Here is a 16,306-nt window from a genome sequence, read left to right as displayed (position 1 = left end):
CGTTGCCCGTCGCATCACGCGTCCGTGCCGGGGCGGCGCGAAACTTGCTGCGGTATTGTTTTGGATTGCGCGTTGCGCCGAATGGAGGCAATTATGGAAAGGGAGTTAAAGCTACGAATCGCCCCCGGCGATCTGGACAAACTTCGCCATACGCCTTTCCTTGCGCACGGGCAGGCTGAGGCGAATTCCCCGCATTTACTGACGAGCACCTACTTCGATACTCCCGAGCTGGCCATTCATCGGTGCAAAGCATCTCTGCGCGTGCGTGCCGACGGGCAGCAGCGAACCCAGACATTGAAGCTCGAGGGTGTTGGCGACGCGGGCGTGTTCGACAGAGACGAGTTCGAAATGCCGGTCGATCGTGACACGCCCGACCTCGCGCTATTGAGTGATGCGATATCCGCCGACACTGAGTGCGGCAAGCTGATTCGCGATCAGGCCGTCGTCTCGCAGATCGCTCCCGTATTCGTCACGCGGATCAACCGGACCGTGATCGTGCTGCGTCTGCCTCCGGAAGATGAAATTGAAGTGGCGCTCGACGAGGGTACCGTAGACTCACAAGCGCGCTCCGTCCCCCTCGCCGGTGTCGAACTCGAACTCAAGCGGGGCAATCCGCAGGCTCTCCACGCGGCGGCCCTCGAACTCCTGAAGGTCGCGCCCTTGCGAATCGACCATCGCAGCAAAGCGGACGTCGGTTACGAATTGCTTGTTGCTGAACACGCCGAGGCTGTCAAGGCAGAGCCTGTATGCCTTGGAAAAAGTGATTCGATCGAAGACGCGTTCTGCACGATTGCACACAATTGCCTCGCTCAGGTGCACGCCAACGAGCGCGGCGTCGTGTCCGGTCACGATCCGTCGTGTGTGCATCAGATGCGCGTGGGACTTCGGCGTTTGCGTTCGGCGCTGGACCTGTTCGACAAGATGATTCCCGCCTACTCCGGGCTCGACGACGAACTGCGCTGGATTGCGGCGGAACTCGGTGCGGCACGCGACTGGGAAGTCCTGGCGGGAGCCACGCTCGATCGTGCCGGAGCGGATGGCAACGCGGGCGAAATGGAGTCAGTGCGACAAGCGTGCACACAGATGGCAGTCGATAACCGGAAGCGGGCGGCAGCCGCGGCCGAATCGGTTCGCTACACGCGGCTGGTGCTGGAACTTACGCTATGGCTGGACGCCAAAAAATGGCGTGACGCGATGACCGACAAACAGCTTGCAGCGATCGACAGGCCCGCGAGGCAGTTCGCCGCCGCAGTGCTGAGCGGCCGACACGGCAAGCTGATCAAACGCGGCAAGCGCCTGGCGGAGCTCGATGATCACCGTAGGCACCGCGCGCGTATAGCGGCAAAAAAGGTTCGATATGCGACAGAGTTCTTTGCGTCCTTGTCTTCGAAACACGCAGTGCAGCATTACATCAAGGCGCTGACGGCACTCCAGGACGATCTCGGCTGGCGTAACGATGCGGTTGTCGCCGATCAGCTTCTGCGGACGGTGTCAAAGAAGTCCAGCGCGGCAGTTCCTGGCGCGGCTTTCGCCAGAGGCTACCTCGCTTCGCGCGTCGCTGCCGATCAGCAGACATTGAAGAAGTTATGGAAGCGTTTCAGACGCCTCTCGCCCCCGCACTGAACAGGCAGGTAATCAGCCAGGTCGTCTTGACGTACACGCCCTGGCGACGAGAGTGCTTTTGACGCTATAGTTTGTGCACCGTAATAACTCGAACGAACGGGGATGGAGACTTCTTTCACGATACTCGGCGGGGCCGAGGTGCCAGGCAGCGACCTTCTTTCGTTCAGGCTCAGTGACGGTGAGCGGACAATACCGGCAACCATAAGCTGCAGCGCGCTGGCTGCGCTTGACCGACGGCCGGCTACATCGCCAGTCGATGCCTTCGGGCTGTCTCGGGATCTGATTCTCGCGGCAGCCGTTCGCATGATCCGGAGCAACCCCGCCCTGGATGTCATCCATTTGCATAGCAGCCATTTTCACGAGGCATATTGACCGATACGGCGCCTGCCGACGCCTGAAGCCACCTGCCACGGCGCAAGCATGGCTCCCGAGCCGCCGGACCTGCGCGGCTTCGAGCGCCCCATTCAACGATCTTTTGGGCGTTGGTTGAACGCCAGCTAGCCGTCCGCGAGCCACCCGGTCCTGCTGGCGTCACGCCGCTCGTGACGAAGCAGCACGTCGCGATAGATGCCCGCGCGGCGCGCCAGCTCCGCGGGAGTGCCATCATCCACCAGCATCCCGTGCTGGACGACAACGATGCGGTCGAAGTTCTGCAGTGTCGAGAGACGATGGGCGATTGCAACGACCGTCCGGCCCTTCATGAGCTTGTCTAGCGCAGCCTGGACCACCGCTTCGGACGCGCTGTCGAGCGCTGAAGTCGCCTCGTCAAGCAACAGGATCGGCGCGTCCTTCAGGAAGGCACGCGCAATCGCGATGCGCTGCCGCTGTCCTCCTGAAAGGCGTGCGCCGCGATCGCCGACGACGGTATGCAAACCCTCCGGCAACGAGCGGATCAGATCGAGACAGCCCGCGTGCTCGCAGGCCTGCAGGACTTCCTCTTCAGTCGCATCGGGGCGCCCGTATCGCAGGTTATCCAGCAGCGAGCGGTTGAACAGCGAAATATCCTGCGGTACGAAGCTCACCGCATCGTGCAGGCTCTTCAGGCTCACGTCTGATAAACGCTGTCCGGAAATGCATACGGCGCCCGCCCCCGTTGCCGGATCGAACCACCGAAGCACCAGCGCGAGCACGGTGCTCTTTCCGGCGCCGGACGGCCCCACCAGACCCACCCGTTGCCCAGCGTCGATATGCAGACTGAAGTGATCCAGCACGCGACGCCGGCCGGGATAGGAGAACGTGACATTCTCGAAATCGATATTCGCGTCGCGGACTTCCAGGTCTGGCACACCCAATCTTTGCTCCATTTCCCGCGGCACGAGCAGGAATTGCGCGGCCTCGGCGAGCCGCGCAACATGCTGGGTCATATCCACCAGCGAGACAGCGAGGTCGCGCGTGCCGTGCAGAATCGCGAAACCAAGCGAACTCACCAGCACGACGTCGCCAGTGGTGGCGCGCTCCTCGGTCCAGAGCCAGACGACCCAGCCCAGCAACAAACATGACAGCACGACCGTCATGACGGCATGCACGATCCTGAGCTTTTCCAGGTGGCGCAACGATGACTGGCGCGAGCGGATCTCGTTATCGAGAAAGTTGCCGAAACGCAGGCATTCTCGCGCCGTTGCGTCGAATGCCTTAATGGTAGACATATTGCCGAGCAGGTCGACCAGTTCCCCGTCGACGGAGGCGGCCCGGGAAGCAAAATGCAAATGGCGCTCGCTGCCCTTCTTCGCGAGCCAGAAAAGGAAAGCCGTCATGAAAGCGGAAATGGCAACGAGCGCGAACGCCATCCCAATGCTCACCCAGCCGATCAGCACGACCGACCCCACCACAGTGAGAAACGTTGGAATGGCGCTCCACGCCGAAGTATTTTCGATCGTGAAGATGGCGTTGGCGGTCGCCGAAATACGGCTTGCCAGCGTTCCCGGTTGCGCGTTCGAAAAGTAAGTTGGCGAATGTCCGGCGAGGTATCCGAATAGTTCGCGCCGCACGTCTCCCGTTACCGCAACAAACGTTCGCACTCCAGAGAGACCCGCGAGCCGCCAGAACAGGTTATCGGCAAACAGAAGCGCGACGATGATGAGAAACGCATCCACTACTCGAGCGGGATACGCGTGTCCCGAGGGTAGAGCATCGATGAGATTCCTGATCGCGAACTGTGCCCCGAGCGCACAGACCACCGCCGCGGCGATACTTGACAGGACCAGAGCGTGACCATACGGACGCGCGAGGACGTAACGCAAGAGCAGGCGCACTGGCTTGTTCGCGTACTGGATGAGCGCCTTCGCGCGCCGCCCGCGAGTATCGAATCGGCGGCCGCCGTCTGCCGCGCCTGCATCTCTAGTGACCATGGGAGCGCCCCCGTTTGCCGGGCAGTTCCATGTAGTCAGCCAGCTGGCGTACGGCGAAACGTCCGACGTTGTGCCAGCGATCGAGCTTCGTACGGCCTGACATGGCATTCCCCGGCTTGGTCCGGCGAGCGCTCAGTCGCGGCTCCGGCTCCACAACAACCCGAGCGCGAAGCCGATCGCAGCCGTGATACCCAGCACCCGCAAGGGGTTTTCCGCCATCGCTTCGCGCGCTACCACGGCGGCGTCGGCAACGAGCTGTCGAGACTCGCCACACAGCGCTTTCGCCGTGCCGGCGAGCTCCATGGCCGGATCGCCGAGCGCCGCGCCGACCTTCTCCTGGGCTTCGCCAGCGATCTCTTTGGCAACGCCTTCCACTTTTTCCGAACTCATGATTGCACTCCTTGGTTCGCTTGTACCGACATGCTCGGTCATGAACTGCCGCTGGGTCGCCGCGGCGCCTGACTCCCTGTATTGCCACGCCGCAACAGCAATCGACATGCCACAGACGCGCGCTGCGCGGCTTCATCCCCGGGCACGGGCGGTGCGCTAACAGCGGGCCGCGGCCCTCGCGGCGGGGCGTATCCAGTGCTGGCTTCAGCTAGCTTCGAACGGGCGGCAGTTTCATCTCGGGTGCCACGCTCGCCGGACCGGGTAGTACGCCGCTCATCTGAGTGACTTGTTGCTCAATGCAGTCCACGACAGGGAGGAGCGTCATGGAAGAGATCGACCGACTGGGAACCGACATCGCCGCGGCTCGCGCCGCCGGGCTGCCCCACGGACGCGCACGCGCCGCCGTTTCCTGGAGCGCGATCGTGGCGGGCGCTGCAGGCATGGCCGCCTTCTCGCTCATTCTGCTAACGCTCGGCACGGGGCTCGGGCTTTCGTCCCTGTCGCCGTGGCCCGGAAGCGGCGCGCACGCGAAGGCATTTGGCGTAGCGGCAGTCATCTGGATCTGCGTAACGCAAGTGATGTCTGCCGGTCTCGGTGGCTATCTCGCGGGGCGGCTGCGCCACCACTGGCCGGAAGCGGGAACCGATGAAACGCACTTTCGCGATACTGCGCATGGCTTTCTCGCCTGGGCGCTCGCCACCCTTCTCTCTGCCGCACTTCTCACGTCGACCGTTTCCGGCCTCGTGCATGAAGGCGCAAGCGTCGGCATGCAAAACGCCGGGCGCGCGGGCATGACGGGGGACGTCGGGACGCCTGACCGCGGCAATGCCCTCGCGGCTTATGACACCTGGCCGATGGGCTATTTGATCGACGGCATGTTGCGACCGGTCCCGGGCGCCGCCGCGCCAGGCGCGGTGACGGCAGCGCCGGATGCCGACCACGCTTTAGCGAGCGCGGCGCGCAAGCAGGAGATCGCGCGCATCTTCCTTAACAGCCTGCCTGCCGGCGGCCCTCTTCCGCCGGAGGACAGCGACTATGTCGCGCGGGTCGTGGCCCAGCAAACGGGGCTTGCGCCGGCCGATGCCCGCGCTCGCGTGACGACTACCTGGTCGCGCGTGCAGGAGAATGCGGACGCTCAAGATCGCGCGGCGCGCGCTGCTGCTGAAACGGCACGCAGGGCGACCGTTCACGTGACGCTGTGGCTCTTTATTTCCCTGCTGATTGGCGCATTCGCCGCAAGCCTCATGGCGACGATAGGCGGCCGCATGCGCGAATTGTGACGGCGCCGGCCGATCACGCGTTGCCAATACGTTGAATTTTTCGAACTGTAAGGAGGCAGACATGCGCTCGATTCTTCTGTATCTGCTCGGTGTCCCGATCCCGATCATCATTCTCATCGCCCTGTTCTGGCATTGAGGCAGCCGCATTTCCATCCGCGATGGTGCACGCAGACCTCGGCCCCGGAACGCTGCATCCATCGCGGGGAGGTCTGCTGGCAAGTCGCTCGTGTTCGCGACTGCAATGCAACAACGCTAAGGTGCCCGTTTCGGGCATGAGAACTGCGTGAAAGAGGTCCGGATCGTCCGTTTCCTGACACGCGGACGAGAAATTCACACGCCACCATCGAGAGGCTAGCCATGCAAAATTCCAGGCCAGCAAGTGACCAGAACGAAGGACCCTTGAATCCGGGCGACGAAGGCCCCCCGGACGCGCCGGGCGTAGGCGAGGACCTGTGCGGAGCCTGCCACGGCACTGGCCTCGTCGAGGGCGAGCGCTGCACTGTTTGTGCAGGCACGGGAAAGGTCACGCAGGGAATCGGCGGCGGTTGAACCACCGGCGCTGCGCGTGCCGGACACACTTGTCATCGAGGTTTGTTCGACGTCCTCTGTCGGGAAGCTCAAAAGCGCGCCGAGACCGCGGACAGTCCCTGGACAGACCTCAAGTTAAGTTGCATGCGCCTATAAGGGTTGACGCGCTCAACCTCTTTAATATGAATAGTGCAAAAAATATTACAATTTAAATCCAATCGTGCCGGCCTTGAATTTCGAATTGCACGGGAGCGGCGTAATGCGACGGACTGTCAGGCTGCTGCCTGCCATTCGCCGAATCATGGTCTGACTATTCGCGGCAAACCGTCCTCATATGCGCAGCACTGCGGGGAGAGGGTACCTTCAACTGCACATCAGGCGCGCGTCGCGATACAAAATGCGTCCGGCAAAGGTGCTCTATCATGGTTGGGGCTCCATACTTTCTTTTCATTCGTTTCCCGTCGCATTCCGAATTAATATTTGAGTTCCGGCCTTGAAGGCTTCGAATTCGCAAGGTCGGAAAAAAAGACCTGGAATAACTGCCAATCCGGACGTGCTGGTGCGTCAGCGGTAATACATGCTCACAGTCAACGTCCAATCCAGAGAGAATACGGAGACACGTAAATGCTAAGCCCTCACGAATTCGCTACCCTTATGCTCGTCAAGGCCGCGCCCGAGCAGATCGATCTGGACCGCGAAGAGTTCGACACGTTGCTCGAACACCAGCTGGTCGCTCTGGAGCAGCTTGCATCTGGAGGACAACGTCCACGCCTTACCCGTGACGGTGATTCGGTGCTTCAGGCAATCGCCGGAAAACGCTGAGCGGCAACCGCCTGCCTACCTTGTAAGTAGTCCCGCGCATGCCCGCGGAACAACCACGGAATCGACTGCCAGCGCAGCCTCGGCAATACGCGTGAAATGACCGCGTAAGGCCAGTGCAATCCGGATGGCGCGCGAAGAACTTCATGGCTACCGGCAACGCTGGAAGACAAGGCGCACGCCCTGTTAGACGGTCGGGAGGCACTCCCGGGAGTATCTTCTTTGCGTTTCCTACGCGAAATCGCCATGTTGAAGCCGGAAGACACGCTCGCATTCGATACTGCGGTCGCTGAACTGAACAGGGCAACACAGGACCTGGAACGCCTCGAGCACGATCCAGCGACATCCCTCGCTGGGCTTGCGAGGGCGCAGGATCGCTACTATCTGTCCCGCCTGGAGTGGCTGCGCAGCGAGTGCCAACTGCGCAAGTCAACTACCCACGGAGTACCTAAATTAGCGCCGCTAGCCGGACCGATTGTGATTGTCGGGCACGACAAGTGGGTCCGGGACTCTCTCTCCGTTCTGCTCGACGTAAAGGGTTACGGGCGGGCGAAGGCGCGTGCCTTTGACACCTGGCATGAGGTCTGGCTCGAACCATCACAATTGATCGTCGTCGATGTCTCGCCGTTTTCTCGCGGCGCGTCCTTGTTGTTGATAGAGGGCTTTGATACCTGCACCGAAAGGCCACATATCATCGCACTCGCGTGGCCGCAGGACGTGCCGAGCTTCATCGGCAAGGTCGACGAAATCGTGCCCAAACCAGTGGCGCTCAATGCGCTGCTAAACGCGATAGACAGAATCGGCGGCTGCGACGACGAGCGCATCACAGACAATCGCTGACCGCGTGACGATCAGGGCTCTCCTGCACGGGCCGCCTCGATGAGATCGCGCAACTGCTCTGCCGAAAACGGTTTGCGCACGGAGGCGAACTCGAAGCCCACATCGCGAGCGGGCGGCGTCTCTGCGCCCGACGCAAAGATGACTTTCAGCGTCGGCACCCGCTGAAGCGCAACCCGGGCGAGTTCGACGCCCGATCCGTCGGGTAGCGCGATATCAGTGACAAGAATCTGCACACTTTCCGTCACCTCGCGCAGGCCGGACTCCCGATTACCCGCCTGCCTGACGGCATAGCCCATCTGCGAGAGCAGTTCGCTCACTGCTTCGCGGGAAGCAGCATCATCGTCGACGACTAGTATGGAAACTTGTGGCGCGCCCGCGTTGGGTGCGCTGGGGGGTGGGGGACGAATCGAACCGGGGCGGCTACCCAGCATGCGCCGTATTTTCCTTGCCAGCTGTTCGCGACTGTACGGCTTGCTGAGCAGATGCACCCCCGGGTCAAGCCGTCCTCCATGGACGATGGCGTTCTGTGTGTAACCCGAAGTAAAGAGCACCCTCAAGCCCGGCAAGACACGCACCGCCATTTTTGCCAATTCGGTGCTGCGCATCGGCCCTGGCATCACCACGTCGGAAAACAGCAGGTCGATCCTGGCGCCGCTGCGGATGATCACCATGGCGCTTTGTGCGTCATCCGCCTTCAGCACAACGTAACCAAGGTCAGTGAGCATCTCGATCACGGTGGACTGAACACGCTTGTCGTCTTCAACCACGAGAATGGTTTCTGAGCCGCCCGGAACCATGGGTGTCTGTGACGGCTCCGGCTCGACAACCTCTTCCGTCGAGCGCGGCAGATAGATCTTGACCGTGGTCCCATGTCCGACCTCGCTGTAGATCCGCATGTGCCCCCTACTCTGCTTGACGAACCCGTAGGCCATACTCAATCCCAGTCCCGTCCCTTCCCCTTCCGCCTTGGTGCTGAAATACGGTTCGAACGCATGCTCCATCACTTCTGGCGGCATGCCCGTGCCGGTGTCAGTAATCGCAAGCAGCACATACTGCCCCTCGGCGACATCCTCAGGAAGCGCGTGATAGTGGCTGTCGAGCGTTGTATTCGACAGCTCGAGCGTCAGCTGACCGCCACGGGGCATCGCGTCGCGGCTGTTGATGGCGAGATTCAGCACGACGTTCTCCAGGTGATTGGGGTCGACGAGCGTGTTCCAGAGTCCACCCGAGACCACCGTTTCCACCTGAATCATTTCGCCGAGCGCCCGACGCAGCATGTCGTCCATATTCCTGAGCATGACGGCAAGGTTGACCACTGCGGGCTGCAACGCTTGCCGCCGACCGAAGGCAAGCAGGTGTGAGGCGAGGGTTGCGCCTTGTTCGGTCGCCTCGATTGCCTTTTCGAGGCGCTCGCGAGACCAGCTATCGCGATGGCGGCGCTCCAGCAGCTCGAGATTGCCACGGAGCACCTGCAGCACGTTGTTGAAGTCGTGCGCGACTCCGCCGGTAAGCTTGCCAATGGCTTCCATTTTCTGCGACTGCAGCAAGGCTGCCCGCGCCTTTTCCAGCTGCTCCTGGGCGACCTTGCGCTCGGTCACGTCGCGCGTGATCTTGGCGAAGCCAACGAGTTCGCCGTGCTCATCCCGAATGGCATCGATGATGGCGTTGGCCCAGAAACGACTTCCGTCTCTCCTGACGCGCCAGCCTTCCGCTTCGAAGCGGCCCTCACGCGCAGCGATTTCTAGTCCGCGTTCGGGTAGCCCCTTCGCAGCGTCCTCGGGGGTATAGAACCGCCGCAAGTGCGTCCCGATGATTTCGTCCGCCTCGTAGCCCTTGATCCGGGCAGCGCCGAGGTTCCAGTTCGTGACAATCCCCTCGGGCGAGAGCATGAAGAGCGCGTAGTCGGTGACGCCCTGCACGAGGAGCCTGAACTTGCGCTCGCTTTCGAGCACTGCTTCGTGGGCAAGCCGCTTGTCGGTGACATCCCGGACGATATTTGCGAACCCTGTCAAACTCCCGTCCGGTGCGCAAAGCGGTGTAACGAGGACGTTTGCCCAGAAACGTGAGCCGTCCTTGCGCAGACGCCACGCCTCGGTCTCACAGTGACCGTACTCACGGGCAGCTTGCAGCATCGCCTCAGGCACGCCGGCTTCGTTGTCCTCGGCGGTGTGGAAAACGGAGAAGTGCTGGCCGACTATTTCCGCGGCATCGTAACCGCTGATGCGCGCGGCGCCTGCGTTCCACGTGGCGACGATTCCCGCTTCCGTCAGACGGAAGATCCCGTACTCCGAGACGCGGGCGACCATCGCCGTTTCCCAGGCAACCGCTGCGTCGCCGGATTGAGACTGGAACATGCGATCTTCCATCATCGCGACTCCCTGCGCGACTCCCGGCACCTCCCGCAAATGGCAGCCTCGAGAACGGCGTCAACAGTGACTTTCAGCATTATCCCCTCTCCGATGGATCCTTGGACAGTGCGCCCCGGAGCGGATGAGCACAGCAATTTCCGAGCCTCGATTGCCTGATCGGACCTGCTTCAGCGAATTGGTCCGGAGCCACTGGCGTCGAGATCGTTTCGATCGCGTCCCAACACAAGCGAGAACACGCGATCGGGCCGACACGATGACTGAATAGGTGCGTGCGCGGCTTTCAGATACTGGGCGTTGTAAGCCAGGTTCGCTAAATGCTGAAACCGCGCATCAAGCTGGGTTGGTACGACCGTGTTTTTGGGGAAAACCATGGGGAAGCCCGTTCGCGCCGCAGACGCACTTCAAATTGTTGGCTACGACGTGGTGTGCCGACAAAAGATCAATGCGATGGGCCAGTACGTTGGCCATCTCAGGATCAGGAGAAAGGCTGATGGGAAATTGATTTATCCGTTCGACGGCTGTGTCGTTCCAGGGCCGTTTGCAACTGCCGAAGAAGCCCGGCTCGCAGTACGTGAGCTAGCCGAAGAGTTCGTCCGGCTTGATGTCGAGCGTCCCGAGGACTGAGGACGCATGGCCCGACCCGCACCGCGCCCGCTGCCACGCCTGCTGTTTCCCATGGGACGCCGTGCTACCGTTCAACGCCCGATCGCCTTTTTTATATTGCGCGTGATCCATGCGCTGAACACCGTGCGTACGACATCGGGCACAACCCGCTTCGGGCCCAGGACCAGCGCACCCAGTACGACCGAGCCGAGCAGCGTGACGTTCGGCTGGGCCATGAGCGCACGACCGATATTCGCGAGCGTCAGCGCGTTCTCGGAGGACTTCGGCGTTCGATCGTGAATCCGTGCCCTCACGGTGGCGGCAAGAAGCTGCGTACGTGTGAGCTCCATCCGGCTGAGCAGGACCGCTTCCCGTTCCTGCCGCCTTCGGGCATGAGCGTTCATTTGAGCGCCTCCCTGGCTGACTCGAGGTCTGCCCCGAGCTCGTGCTTCAGCACGTCGAACGACACTGCGGGCCGCTGTGCGCGAAACGCCAGCAGTGCCGCGAGCGATGCGACCAGCCAGAGCGCGGCGATGCCCCATACGACGACGAGGAACCAGGGGGTCTTCCACGCGGTGGCGATCAGCGCGAGGCAGAAAAAGGACAGAGTGAACAGCCCGCAGACCGCGAGGGCGACAAGCGCGATGAGCTCGCGAAGGAGGCGTTCCCTCGCTTCAGCCAATTCGATCGAGAGCAGTTCCCCATAGTCAGAAAGGCGCGCTGTAACGAACCGCAACACCCTACGCAAGCGGTCGAGCTTCGATTGAATCCGCATGGCCGTTCTCCCGTCCTCGCAGAGCCTTGCGGTCCAGCGCAACGCCCCGACGCAGTCATACCACGCCGCTCTTCAATGGCGGTTCCAGGCCCACAACGCGCCGATCACGAGGCCAATGCCGAAAGTGGCGCCCAGCACGGACATCGGGCTTTCGGAGAGGGCGTCGCGTGCGACGTCCGCTGCGTCGCCGAGGAGTTGCGCGGACTTCCCGCATAGCGCCTTCGCGTTGCCGCTCAGGGTCATCTCCGGATCACCCAGCACTTCGCCAGCTGCCGCCTTCGCGCTTCCTGCTACTTCTTCTACCAGCCCGTCCGCCTTCGTCGTTTCCATGATGATGCTCCTCACGTGCCCTTCATGCGCGAATGCGCGAATTTGTACCTCGATTTCGGAGCGACGTTTCATCGCGTCCTCACACGAAGGTGAGAGCAACCACCATTCCCAGGAGCGGTTGGCCGTTTCGGCACGGGACTTGCTGAATTGTCTCGCCGCAGGGTCTGCGGCCCTGAAAGGAGAGCCGCCCCGTGTCAAACGATCAGCAGAATCTCGAGCCTGAGACCGCGGTCACTGACCGCACGGAACGCTCATGGATGTCGCGCCTCGGTCCCGGCCTCGTGACCGGCGCGGCGGACGACGACCCCAGCGGCATCGGCACGTACTCCCAGGCAGGTGCGCAGTTCGGCTTCGCGCTGCTGTGGACGCTCCTGCTGTCCTACCCGCTCATGGTCGCCATCCAGATGACCAGCGCGCGGATCGGCCGCGTCACGGGCAAGGGGCTCGCCTCGAACATGCGCGCGTTTGGCCCGAAATGGCTCGTCGTGCTGCTGGTGCTGCTGCTGGCTGTGGCCAACACCATCAACATCGCCGCGGATCTCGCCGCGATGGGCGCAGCGATCCATCTTCTCGTTCCGGGCCCCGAGCATCTCTACGTCGTTGCCATCGGCGTATTCTCAGCCATCCTGCAGATTTCGCTGCCCTACGAAAGCTATGCGCGCTTTCTCAAATGGCTCACCCTGGTGATGCTCGCCTATGTCGCGGTCGTCTTCGTCGTCCCGGTCGACTGGACAAAGGTCGCCATCTCGCTGGTCTGGCCGCGGGCCCATCTCTCGGCCGAGTATCTCACCACGGTCGTCGCTGTTCTCGGCACCACGATCAGCCCTTACCTGTTCTTCTGGCAGGCTTCGCAGGAGGTCGAGGAAATGCGGGCGAAACCTGGCGAGCGGCCGCTGCGATGGATCTCGTCGTTTCGCGCGTACCGGCACATTAACCGGATCACGGCCGACACCTGGATCGGCATGGCCGTCTCCAACGGGGTGGGGTTCTTCATCATGCTGACGGCCGCCGCAACGCTTTACACCCATCACGTGAAGATCCAGACGTCCGCCGACGCGGCGAGAGCCCTCGAACCGATAGCGGGCCATCTGGCGGCATACGTCTTTGCCGCTGGCATTGTCGGCACGGGGTTGCTCGCGCTGCCCGTCCTTGCCGGCTCTGCGGCATACGGGGCTGCCGGGGCGTTCCGGTGGCGCAGCAGCCTTTCGCTCCACTTGACGCTGGCACGCGAGTTCTATGCCGTGATTGCCCTGGCCATCCTCGGCGGCACCGCCATCACGTTCTTACATCTCGATCCGGTCAAGGCGCTGTACTGGAGCGCCGTAGTCAACGGGCTGGCTGCCGTGCCCGTCATGGTCGTGGTCATGCTGATGGGTACCAACCGGCGCGTGATGGGCAAGTTCGCGATCTCGGGGCTGCTGAAAGCGGGCGGCTGGATCGCAACGGCGTTCATGGCGCTTGCGGCCGTGGGCATGTTCATTCCCGGGTAGGTGGATGTTTTCTGCTGAGCGCGATCGCCCGGGGCGCGTACTGCGAGAACGGGATTCGTTTGTCGCTCGGGGCACCAAAGTGCGCCTGCTGGTCCGTGAATTGCTGTAGTCACCGGAGCGCCGGCCCGCTCGCGAAACGCGCGATCGGCGCGCCCCCGCCCGGACACCCTCGCAGTCCGCCCGCGGCGTCTGAAACACGATCGTTGAGGAGAAGGTCATGGTCAATGAAGTCAAGAAGCCTGATGCGGCTGACGCGCTTGAAATCCTTCGCGCGGACCACCGGTCAGTCGAAAAACTGTTTGACGCGTTCAGGCCCGCGCCAGACGCCGCGGCCGATGCGCGCTTCGCCCTCGTCAAGCGAGCCTGTGAACAGCTGACCGTTCATGCCATGCTTGAGGAGGAGCTGCTCTACCCGGCAGCGTCCGAGGCGCTGCCTGACGCCACCATCAAGGTTGATGAAGCGCTTGTCGAGCACTACCTTGTAAAGTCGCTTATCCAGCGCTTTGTCACGCTCGAGCCGTCGCACACCGGATTCGACGCGACCTTCAAGGTGCTGTCCGAACTGGTACGGCATCACGTCGACGAGGAAGAAAAGACGCTATTCCCCGCGTTACGCAAGAGCAGCCTGGACCTTGCCGAACTGGGGAACCGCATCGCGGCACGAAAGAGACAGCTCGAAGAGAAACTGGACGCCGCCGGTGTGCGGAGCACGGGCGATCGCACGTTCAGCTTGTCCCACCTCGATTTCCCCGAGTAAGACCGCTTCCCGAAAACTGGCAGCCTCGGGACGCCAGCCGCAGTTTGATCCGGCGCAGAACGCCTGACGAATTTCGATAGAGATCGATAGAGAATCGGGCAGGCGGTCCAGCTGTCGAGCGAGCGTAGCTCCCTCGCTCGCTTCGACGGCGCGCATCCTGGCGCTCGGCCGCCAGCTAACCGCCCGGAAGGCGCCGACGGTCGGTCTGCCCGAAAGGACCGCCGTCGCGTCATTTGAGAGAAATGCCGTCGTGACGACTCCTGCCAGATAGATCCGTGCGAGCAACCGCAGCCGGGAGCCCCCGCATGCTGAACGGCGAGTGCGGCGATCCAATCGAACAGTCCTTCCCGTCGGGCGCCTTCCGAAAGCAGCATCGCCGCTGCGACCGTGCATGAAGGAGGCGCGGCGCACGCCAGCCGTTCGCGTGTTTGATACGATTCGCTCCACCCGCCCCCACAGCGAACCCGATCATGGCGCGTGAAAACTTCAGCGATCTCCTTGCATTCCTGGCCGTCGCGCGCGAGCGCAGTTTCACGCGCGCGCCCGCGCAACTCGGCGTCTCGCAGTCGGCGCTGAGCCATACGATCCGCAGCCTCGAAACGCGTCTCGGCCTGCGTCTACTCACGCGCACCACGCGCAGCGTATCGACCACGGAAGCCGGCGAGCGGCTCTTTCAGGCGCTCTCGCCGCGCTTCGAGCAGATCGACGCCGAGCTTGCCGCGCTCACCGAACTGCGCGACAAGCCGGCAGGCACCATCCGCATCACGCTTCAGGCTCGCCTCCACCGACTGGTAGATCCACTTGCGCGACTGCCCCTGCTCATTCGGCCCCTGTGCGAACGGGAACCCGAATTTGGTCGCCACGACCCAGCTGTCGCGCTGCGCCGCGATGGCCCGGCCGACGATTTCTTCCGAGCGGCCCGCGTGATAAACGTCGGCCGTGTCGATGAAGTTGATTCCCTGTTCGAAGGCCTTGTCGATGATGCGCTTCGACGCGGCCGCGTCGGTCTCGCCGCCGAACATCATCGCGCCGAGGCACAGCGGGGAAATCTTGAGCGCACTGCGGCCCAGATTGCGATAGTCCATATCCTCTCACTTCGAGCTCGTTGCCAAAGTGGAGATTTAAATACGGAGTGGCTTTTCGATAAAGACCTGGATTGCGCATGCTTTCATGAATGGGATTCATGAAACGCTATTGACAAAAAACCTATCGCGCGAAATACATATCGTGAAGCACCTCCACATCCACATCCTTGGCACGCGCAGCGAACGTAACCTTCCCGCCCTGCATGAGATAAACCTGATCAGCGAGCCGCAACGCCATATTGGTATTCTGCTCCACCAGCACGATCGTGCGCCCCGCCCCCTTCAGCCGCTCGAGAATCGCAAACACTTCCTGCACCATCACAGGCGCAAGCCCAAGTGAAGGCTCGTCGATCAGCATGAGCTGCGGAGAAGACATGAGCCCGCGTCCCAACGCCAGCATCTGCGCCTGTCCGCCGGACAGCGTGCCCGCAGCCAGGGCGCGACGCTCCTTGAGCAGCGGAAACAGCGCATAGACCTCCTCGAGCTGCGCTTTCGCGCCAGCGCGCCGCGTTTTTGCAAACGCGCCCAGCATCAGGTTCTCCTCGATCGACATGTCGCGGAAAATCATGCGCCCTTCGGGCACCATCGCAATACCGCGCTGCGCCATGCCCCACGTCGGCACGCCCGCGAGCGGCGCGCCGTCGAAGGTGATCTGGCCGCGCTCCAGCGGCACGAGCCCCATGATCGCCCGCAGCAGCGTGGTCTTGCCCGCGCCGTTCGGGCCCACGATGGTCGTGACCTCGCCGCTGGCGATATTGAGCGAAACGTCCCATAACACATTGATCGCGCCATAGCCGGCGCGGGCGCTGCTGACCTCAAGTGTTGACGGCTGTGCAAATCCGACACTAAACGGCGGCGCAGGTCGAGTAAATCGCTCAACAACGAACGGCGGCCGATGCCGGCCGCTGGTTGACGTCGTTTCAGAACGGGTCCGCGATATCGTCAACGTCGCCGACGTTCGGAGGCGATCGCTGTTGACGGATCAGCTCGTGCAACTCGACGCCGTAACGCATCCAGATGCGAGCCCGCAGATCGCTGAGCAGCTCGAACACGGCAAACGCCTGCTGGG

At 62.4% G+C, this 16,306-nt stretch carries 15 protein-coding genes and 3 pseudogenes; 9 read left to right on the top strand and 9 right to left on the bottom strand.

The window, feature by feature from the left end; translation table 11 throughout:
- Positions 1-93: 93 nt before the first annotated feature.
- Positions 94-1,623 carry a CYTH and CHAD domain-containing protein gene (locus M3I53_RS24635; protein ID WP_254318456.1) on the top strand — a complete coding sequence of 510 codons (1,530 nt, stop codon included), beginning with the start codon at positions 94-96 and terminating at the stop codon, positions 1,621-1,623.
- Positions 1,624-2,120: 497 nt separating this feature from the next.
- Here the strand turns inward: M3I53_RS24635 and M3I53_RS24630 are convergent, their stop codons facing one another.
- Complete coding sequence (locus M3I53_RS24630; RefSeq protein ID WP_254318455.1) at positions 2,121-3,971, bottom strand: ABC transporter ATP-binding protein; 1,851 nt, start codon at positions 3,969-3,971, stop codon at positions 2,121-2,123.
- A gap of 132 nt (positions 3,972-4,103) precedes the next feature.
- Positions 4,104-4,361 (bottom strand): DUF883 C-terminal domain-containing protein, encoded by a 258-nt coding sequence (locus M3I53_RS24625; protein WP_254318454.1) that lies wholly within the window; start codon positions 4,359-4,361, stop codon positions 4,104-4,106.
- A 323-nt stretch (positions 4,362-4,684) separates the two neighbouring features.
- On the opposite strand from M3I53_RS24625, the gene M3I53_RS24620 reads away from it, so the two are divergent.
- From M3I53_RS24620 to M3I53_RS24605, 4 genes are all read left to right on the top strand, one after another.
- Positions 4,685-5,641, top strand: a complete 957-nt coding sequence (locus tag M3I53_RS24620) for a hypothetical protein (RefSeq protein WP_254318453.1) — start codon at positions 4,685-4,687, stop codon at positions 5,639-5,641.
- A gap of 357 nt (positions 5,642-5,998) precedes the next feature.
- Positions 5,999-6,190 (top strand): hypothetical protein, encoded by a 192-nt coding sequence (locus M3I53_RS24615; protein ID WP_254318452.1) that lies wholly within the window; start codon positions 5,999-6,001, stop codon positions 6,188-6,190.
- Between the two features lie 603 nt (positions 6,191-6,793).
- The gene (locus tag M3I53_RS24610) at positions 6,794-6,991 is read left to right on the top strand and encodes a hypothetical protein (RefSeq protein WP_254318451.1); all 198 of its coding nucleotides are present in this window, start codon (positions 6,794-6,796) and stop codon (positions 6,989-6,991) included.
- A gap of 243 nt (positions 6,992-7,234) precedes the next feature.
- The gene (locus M3I53_RS24605; RefSeq protein WP_254318450.1) at positions 7,235-7,828 is read left to right on the top strand and encodes a response regulator receiver protein; all 594 of its coding nucleotides are present in this window, start codon (positions 7,235-7,237) and stop codon (positions 7,826-7,828) included.
- A gap of 11 nt (positions 7,829-7,839) precedes the next feature.
- On the opposite strand, the gene M3I53_RS24600 is transcribed toward M3I53_RS24605, so the two are convergent.
- On the bottom strand, positions 7,840-10,197 hold the full coding sequence (locus M3I53_RS24600; protein WP_375542574.1) for a PAS domain S-box protein: 2,358 nt from the start codon (positions 10,195-10,197) through the stop codon (positions 7,840-7,842).
- Between the two features lie 369 nt (positions 10,198-10,566).
- Between M3I53_RS24600 and M3I53_RS24595 the strand changes: the two genes are divergently transcribed.
- A complete protein-coding gene (locus tag M3I53_RS24595; protein ID WP_254318449.1) occupies positions 10,567-10,821 on the top strand; it encodes a DUF6723 family protein in 255 nt (84 codons plus the stop codon).
- A gap of 71 nt (positions 10,822-10,892) precedes the next feature.
- Here M3I53_RS24595 and M3I53_RS24590 read toward each other — a convergent pair whose 3' ends face one another.
- The 3 genes from M3I53_RS24590 to M3I53_RS24580 all read right to left on the bottom strand — a co-directional run bounded on the left by M3I53_RS24590 (position 10,893) and on the right by M3I53_RS24580 (position 11,905).
- Positions 10,893-11,204, bottom strand: a complete 312-nt coding sequence (locus M3I53_RS24590) for a hypothetical protein (RefSeq protein WP_254318448.1) — start codon at positions 11,202-11,204, stop codon at positions 10,893-10,895.
- Positions 11,201-11,575: a phage holin family protein gene (locus M3I53_RS24585; RefSeq protein ID WP_254318447.1), complete on the bottom strand. Its 375-nt coding sequence runs from the start codon at positions 11,573-11,575 to the stop codon at positions 11,201-11,203. Before M3I53_RS24585 ends, M3I53_RS24590 begins: the two co-directional genes overlap by 4 nt.
- A 72-nt stretch (positions 11,576-11,647) precedes the next feature.
- Complete coding sequence (locus M3I53_RS24580; RefSeq protein WP_254318446.1) at positions 11,648-11,905, bottom strand: CsbD family protein; 258 nt, start codon at positions 11,903-11,905, stop codon at positions 11,648-11,650.
- A gap of 257 nt (positions 11,906-12,162) precedes the next feature.
- Between M3I53_RS24580 and M3I53_RS24575 the strand changes: the two genes are divergently transcribed.
- Together M3I53_RS24575 and M3I53_RS24570 are read left to right on the top strand one after the other, a co-directional pair.
- Positions 12,163-13,395 carry an Nramp family divalent metal transporter gene (locus M3I53_RS24575; RefSeq protein WP_254318445.1) on the top strand — a complete coding sequence of 411 codons (1,233 nt, stop codon included), beginning with the start codon at positions 12,163-12,165 and terminating at the stop codon, positions 13,393-13,395.
- Positions 13,396-13,612: 217 nt separating this feature from the next.
- A complete protein-coding gene (locus tag M3I53_RS24570; RefSeq protein WP_254318444.1) occupies positions 13,613-14,152 on the top strand; it encodes a hemerythrin domain-containing protein in 540 nt (179 codons plus the stop codon).
- Positions 14,153-14,365: 213 nt separating this feature from the next.
- On the opposite strand, the pseudogene M3I53_RS24565 reads toward M3I53_RS24570, so the two are convergent.
- A pseudogene (locus M3I53_RS24565) lies at positions 14,366-14,526 on the bottom strand (SLC13 family permease); the annotation flags it as partial.
- Positions 14,527-14,622: 96 nt separating this feature from the next.
- Between M3I53_RS24565 and M3I53_RS38265 the strand changes: the two are divergent.
- A pseudogene (locus M3I53_RS38265) lies at positions 14,623-14,919 on the top strand (LysR family transcriptional regulator); the annotation flags it as partial.
- On the opposite strand, the pseudogene M3I53_RS24555 reads toward M3I53_RS38265, so the two are convergent.
- A pseudogene (locus tag M3I53_RS24555) lies at positions 14,917-15,237 on the bottom strand (aldo/keto reductase); the annotation flags it as partial. The pseudogenes M3I53_RS38265 and M3I53_RS24555 sit on opposite strands and share 3 nt — an antisense overlap.
- A 121-nt stretch (positions 15,238-15,358) precedes the next feature.
- Positions 15,359-16,015: an ABC transporter ATP-binding protein gene (locus tag M3I53_RS24550; RefSeq protein WP_254318443.1), complete on the bottom strand. Its 657-nt coding sequence runs from the start codon at positions 16,013-16,015 to the stop codon at positions 15,359-15,361.
- Positions 16,016-16,306 lie beyond the last annotated feature (291 nt).

The organism is Paraburkholderia sp. CNPSo 3272, assembly GCF_024206495.1.
Classification (GTDB): Bacteria; Pseudomonadota; Gammaproteobacteria; order Burkholderiales; family Burkholderiaceae; genus Paraburkholderia.
Note: the sequence above shows the minus strand (reverse complement) of the source record. Positions and strands in the feature narration are given on the sequence as shown.

Bases quoted from the DNA above. Each gene is read 5' to 3' on its own strand.
- M3I53_RS24635 (WP_254318456.1), top strand. From the start codon at position 94: ATGGAAAGGGAGTTAAAGCTACGAATCGCCCCCGGCGATCTGGACAAA.
- M3I53_RS24630 (WP_254318455.1), bottom strand. From the start codon at position 3,971: ATGGTCACTAGAGATGCAGGCGCGGCAGACGGCGGCCGCCGATTCGAT.
- M3I53_RS24625 (WP_254318454.1), bottom strand. From the start codon at position 4,361: ATGAGTTCGGAAAAAGTGGAAGGCGTTGCCAAAGAGATCGCTGGCGAA.
- M3I53_RS24620 (WP_254318453.1), top strand. From the start codon at position 4,685: ATGGAAGAGATCGACCGACTGGGAACCGACATCGCCGCGGCTCGCGCC.
- M3I53_RS24615 (WP_254318452.1), top strand. From the start codon at position 5,999: ATGCAAAATTCCAGGCCAGCAAGTGACCAGAACGAAGGACCCTTGAAT.
- M3I53_RS24610 (WP_254318451.1), top strand. From the start codon at position 6,794: ATGCTAAGCCCTCACGAATTCGCTACCCTTATGCTCGTCAAGGCCGCG.
- M3I53_RS24605 (WP_254318450.1), top strand. From the start codon at position 7,235: ATGTTGAAGCCGGAAGACACGCTCGCATTCGATACTGCGGTCGCTGAA.
- M3I53_RS24600 (WP_375542574.1), bottom strand. From the start codon at position 10,197: ATGATGGAAGATCGCATGTTCCAGTCTCAATCCGGCGACGCAGCGGTT.
- M3I53_RS24595 (WP_254318449.1), top strand. From the start codon at position 10,567: ATGGGGAAGCCCGTTCGCGCCGCAGACGCACTTCAAATTGTTGGCTAC.
- M3I53_RS24590 (WP_254318448.1), bottom strand. From the start codon at position 11,204: ATGAACGCTCATGCCCGAAGGCGGCAGGAACGGGAAGCGGTCCTGCTC.
- M3I53_RS24585 (WP_254318447.1), bottom strand. From the start codon at position 11,575: ATGCGGATTCAATCGAAGCTCGACCGCTTGCGTAGGGTGTTGCGGTTC.
- M3I53_RS24580 (WP_254318446.1), bottom strand. From the start codon at position 11,905: ATGGAAACGACGAAGGCGGACGGGCTGGTAGAAGAAGTAGCAGGAAGC.
- M3I53_RS24575 (WP_254318445.1), top strand. From the start codon at position 12,163: ATGTCGCGCCTCGGTCCCGGCCTCGTGACCGGCGCGGCGGACGACGAC.
- M3I53_RS24570 (WP_254318444.1), top strand. From the start codon at position 13,613: ATGGTCAATGAAGTCAAGAAGCCTGATGCGGCTGACGCGCTTGAAATC.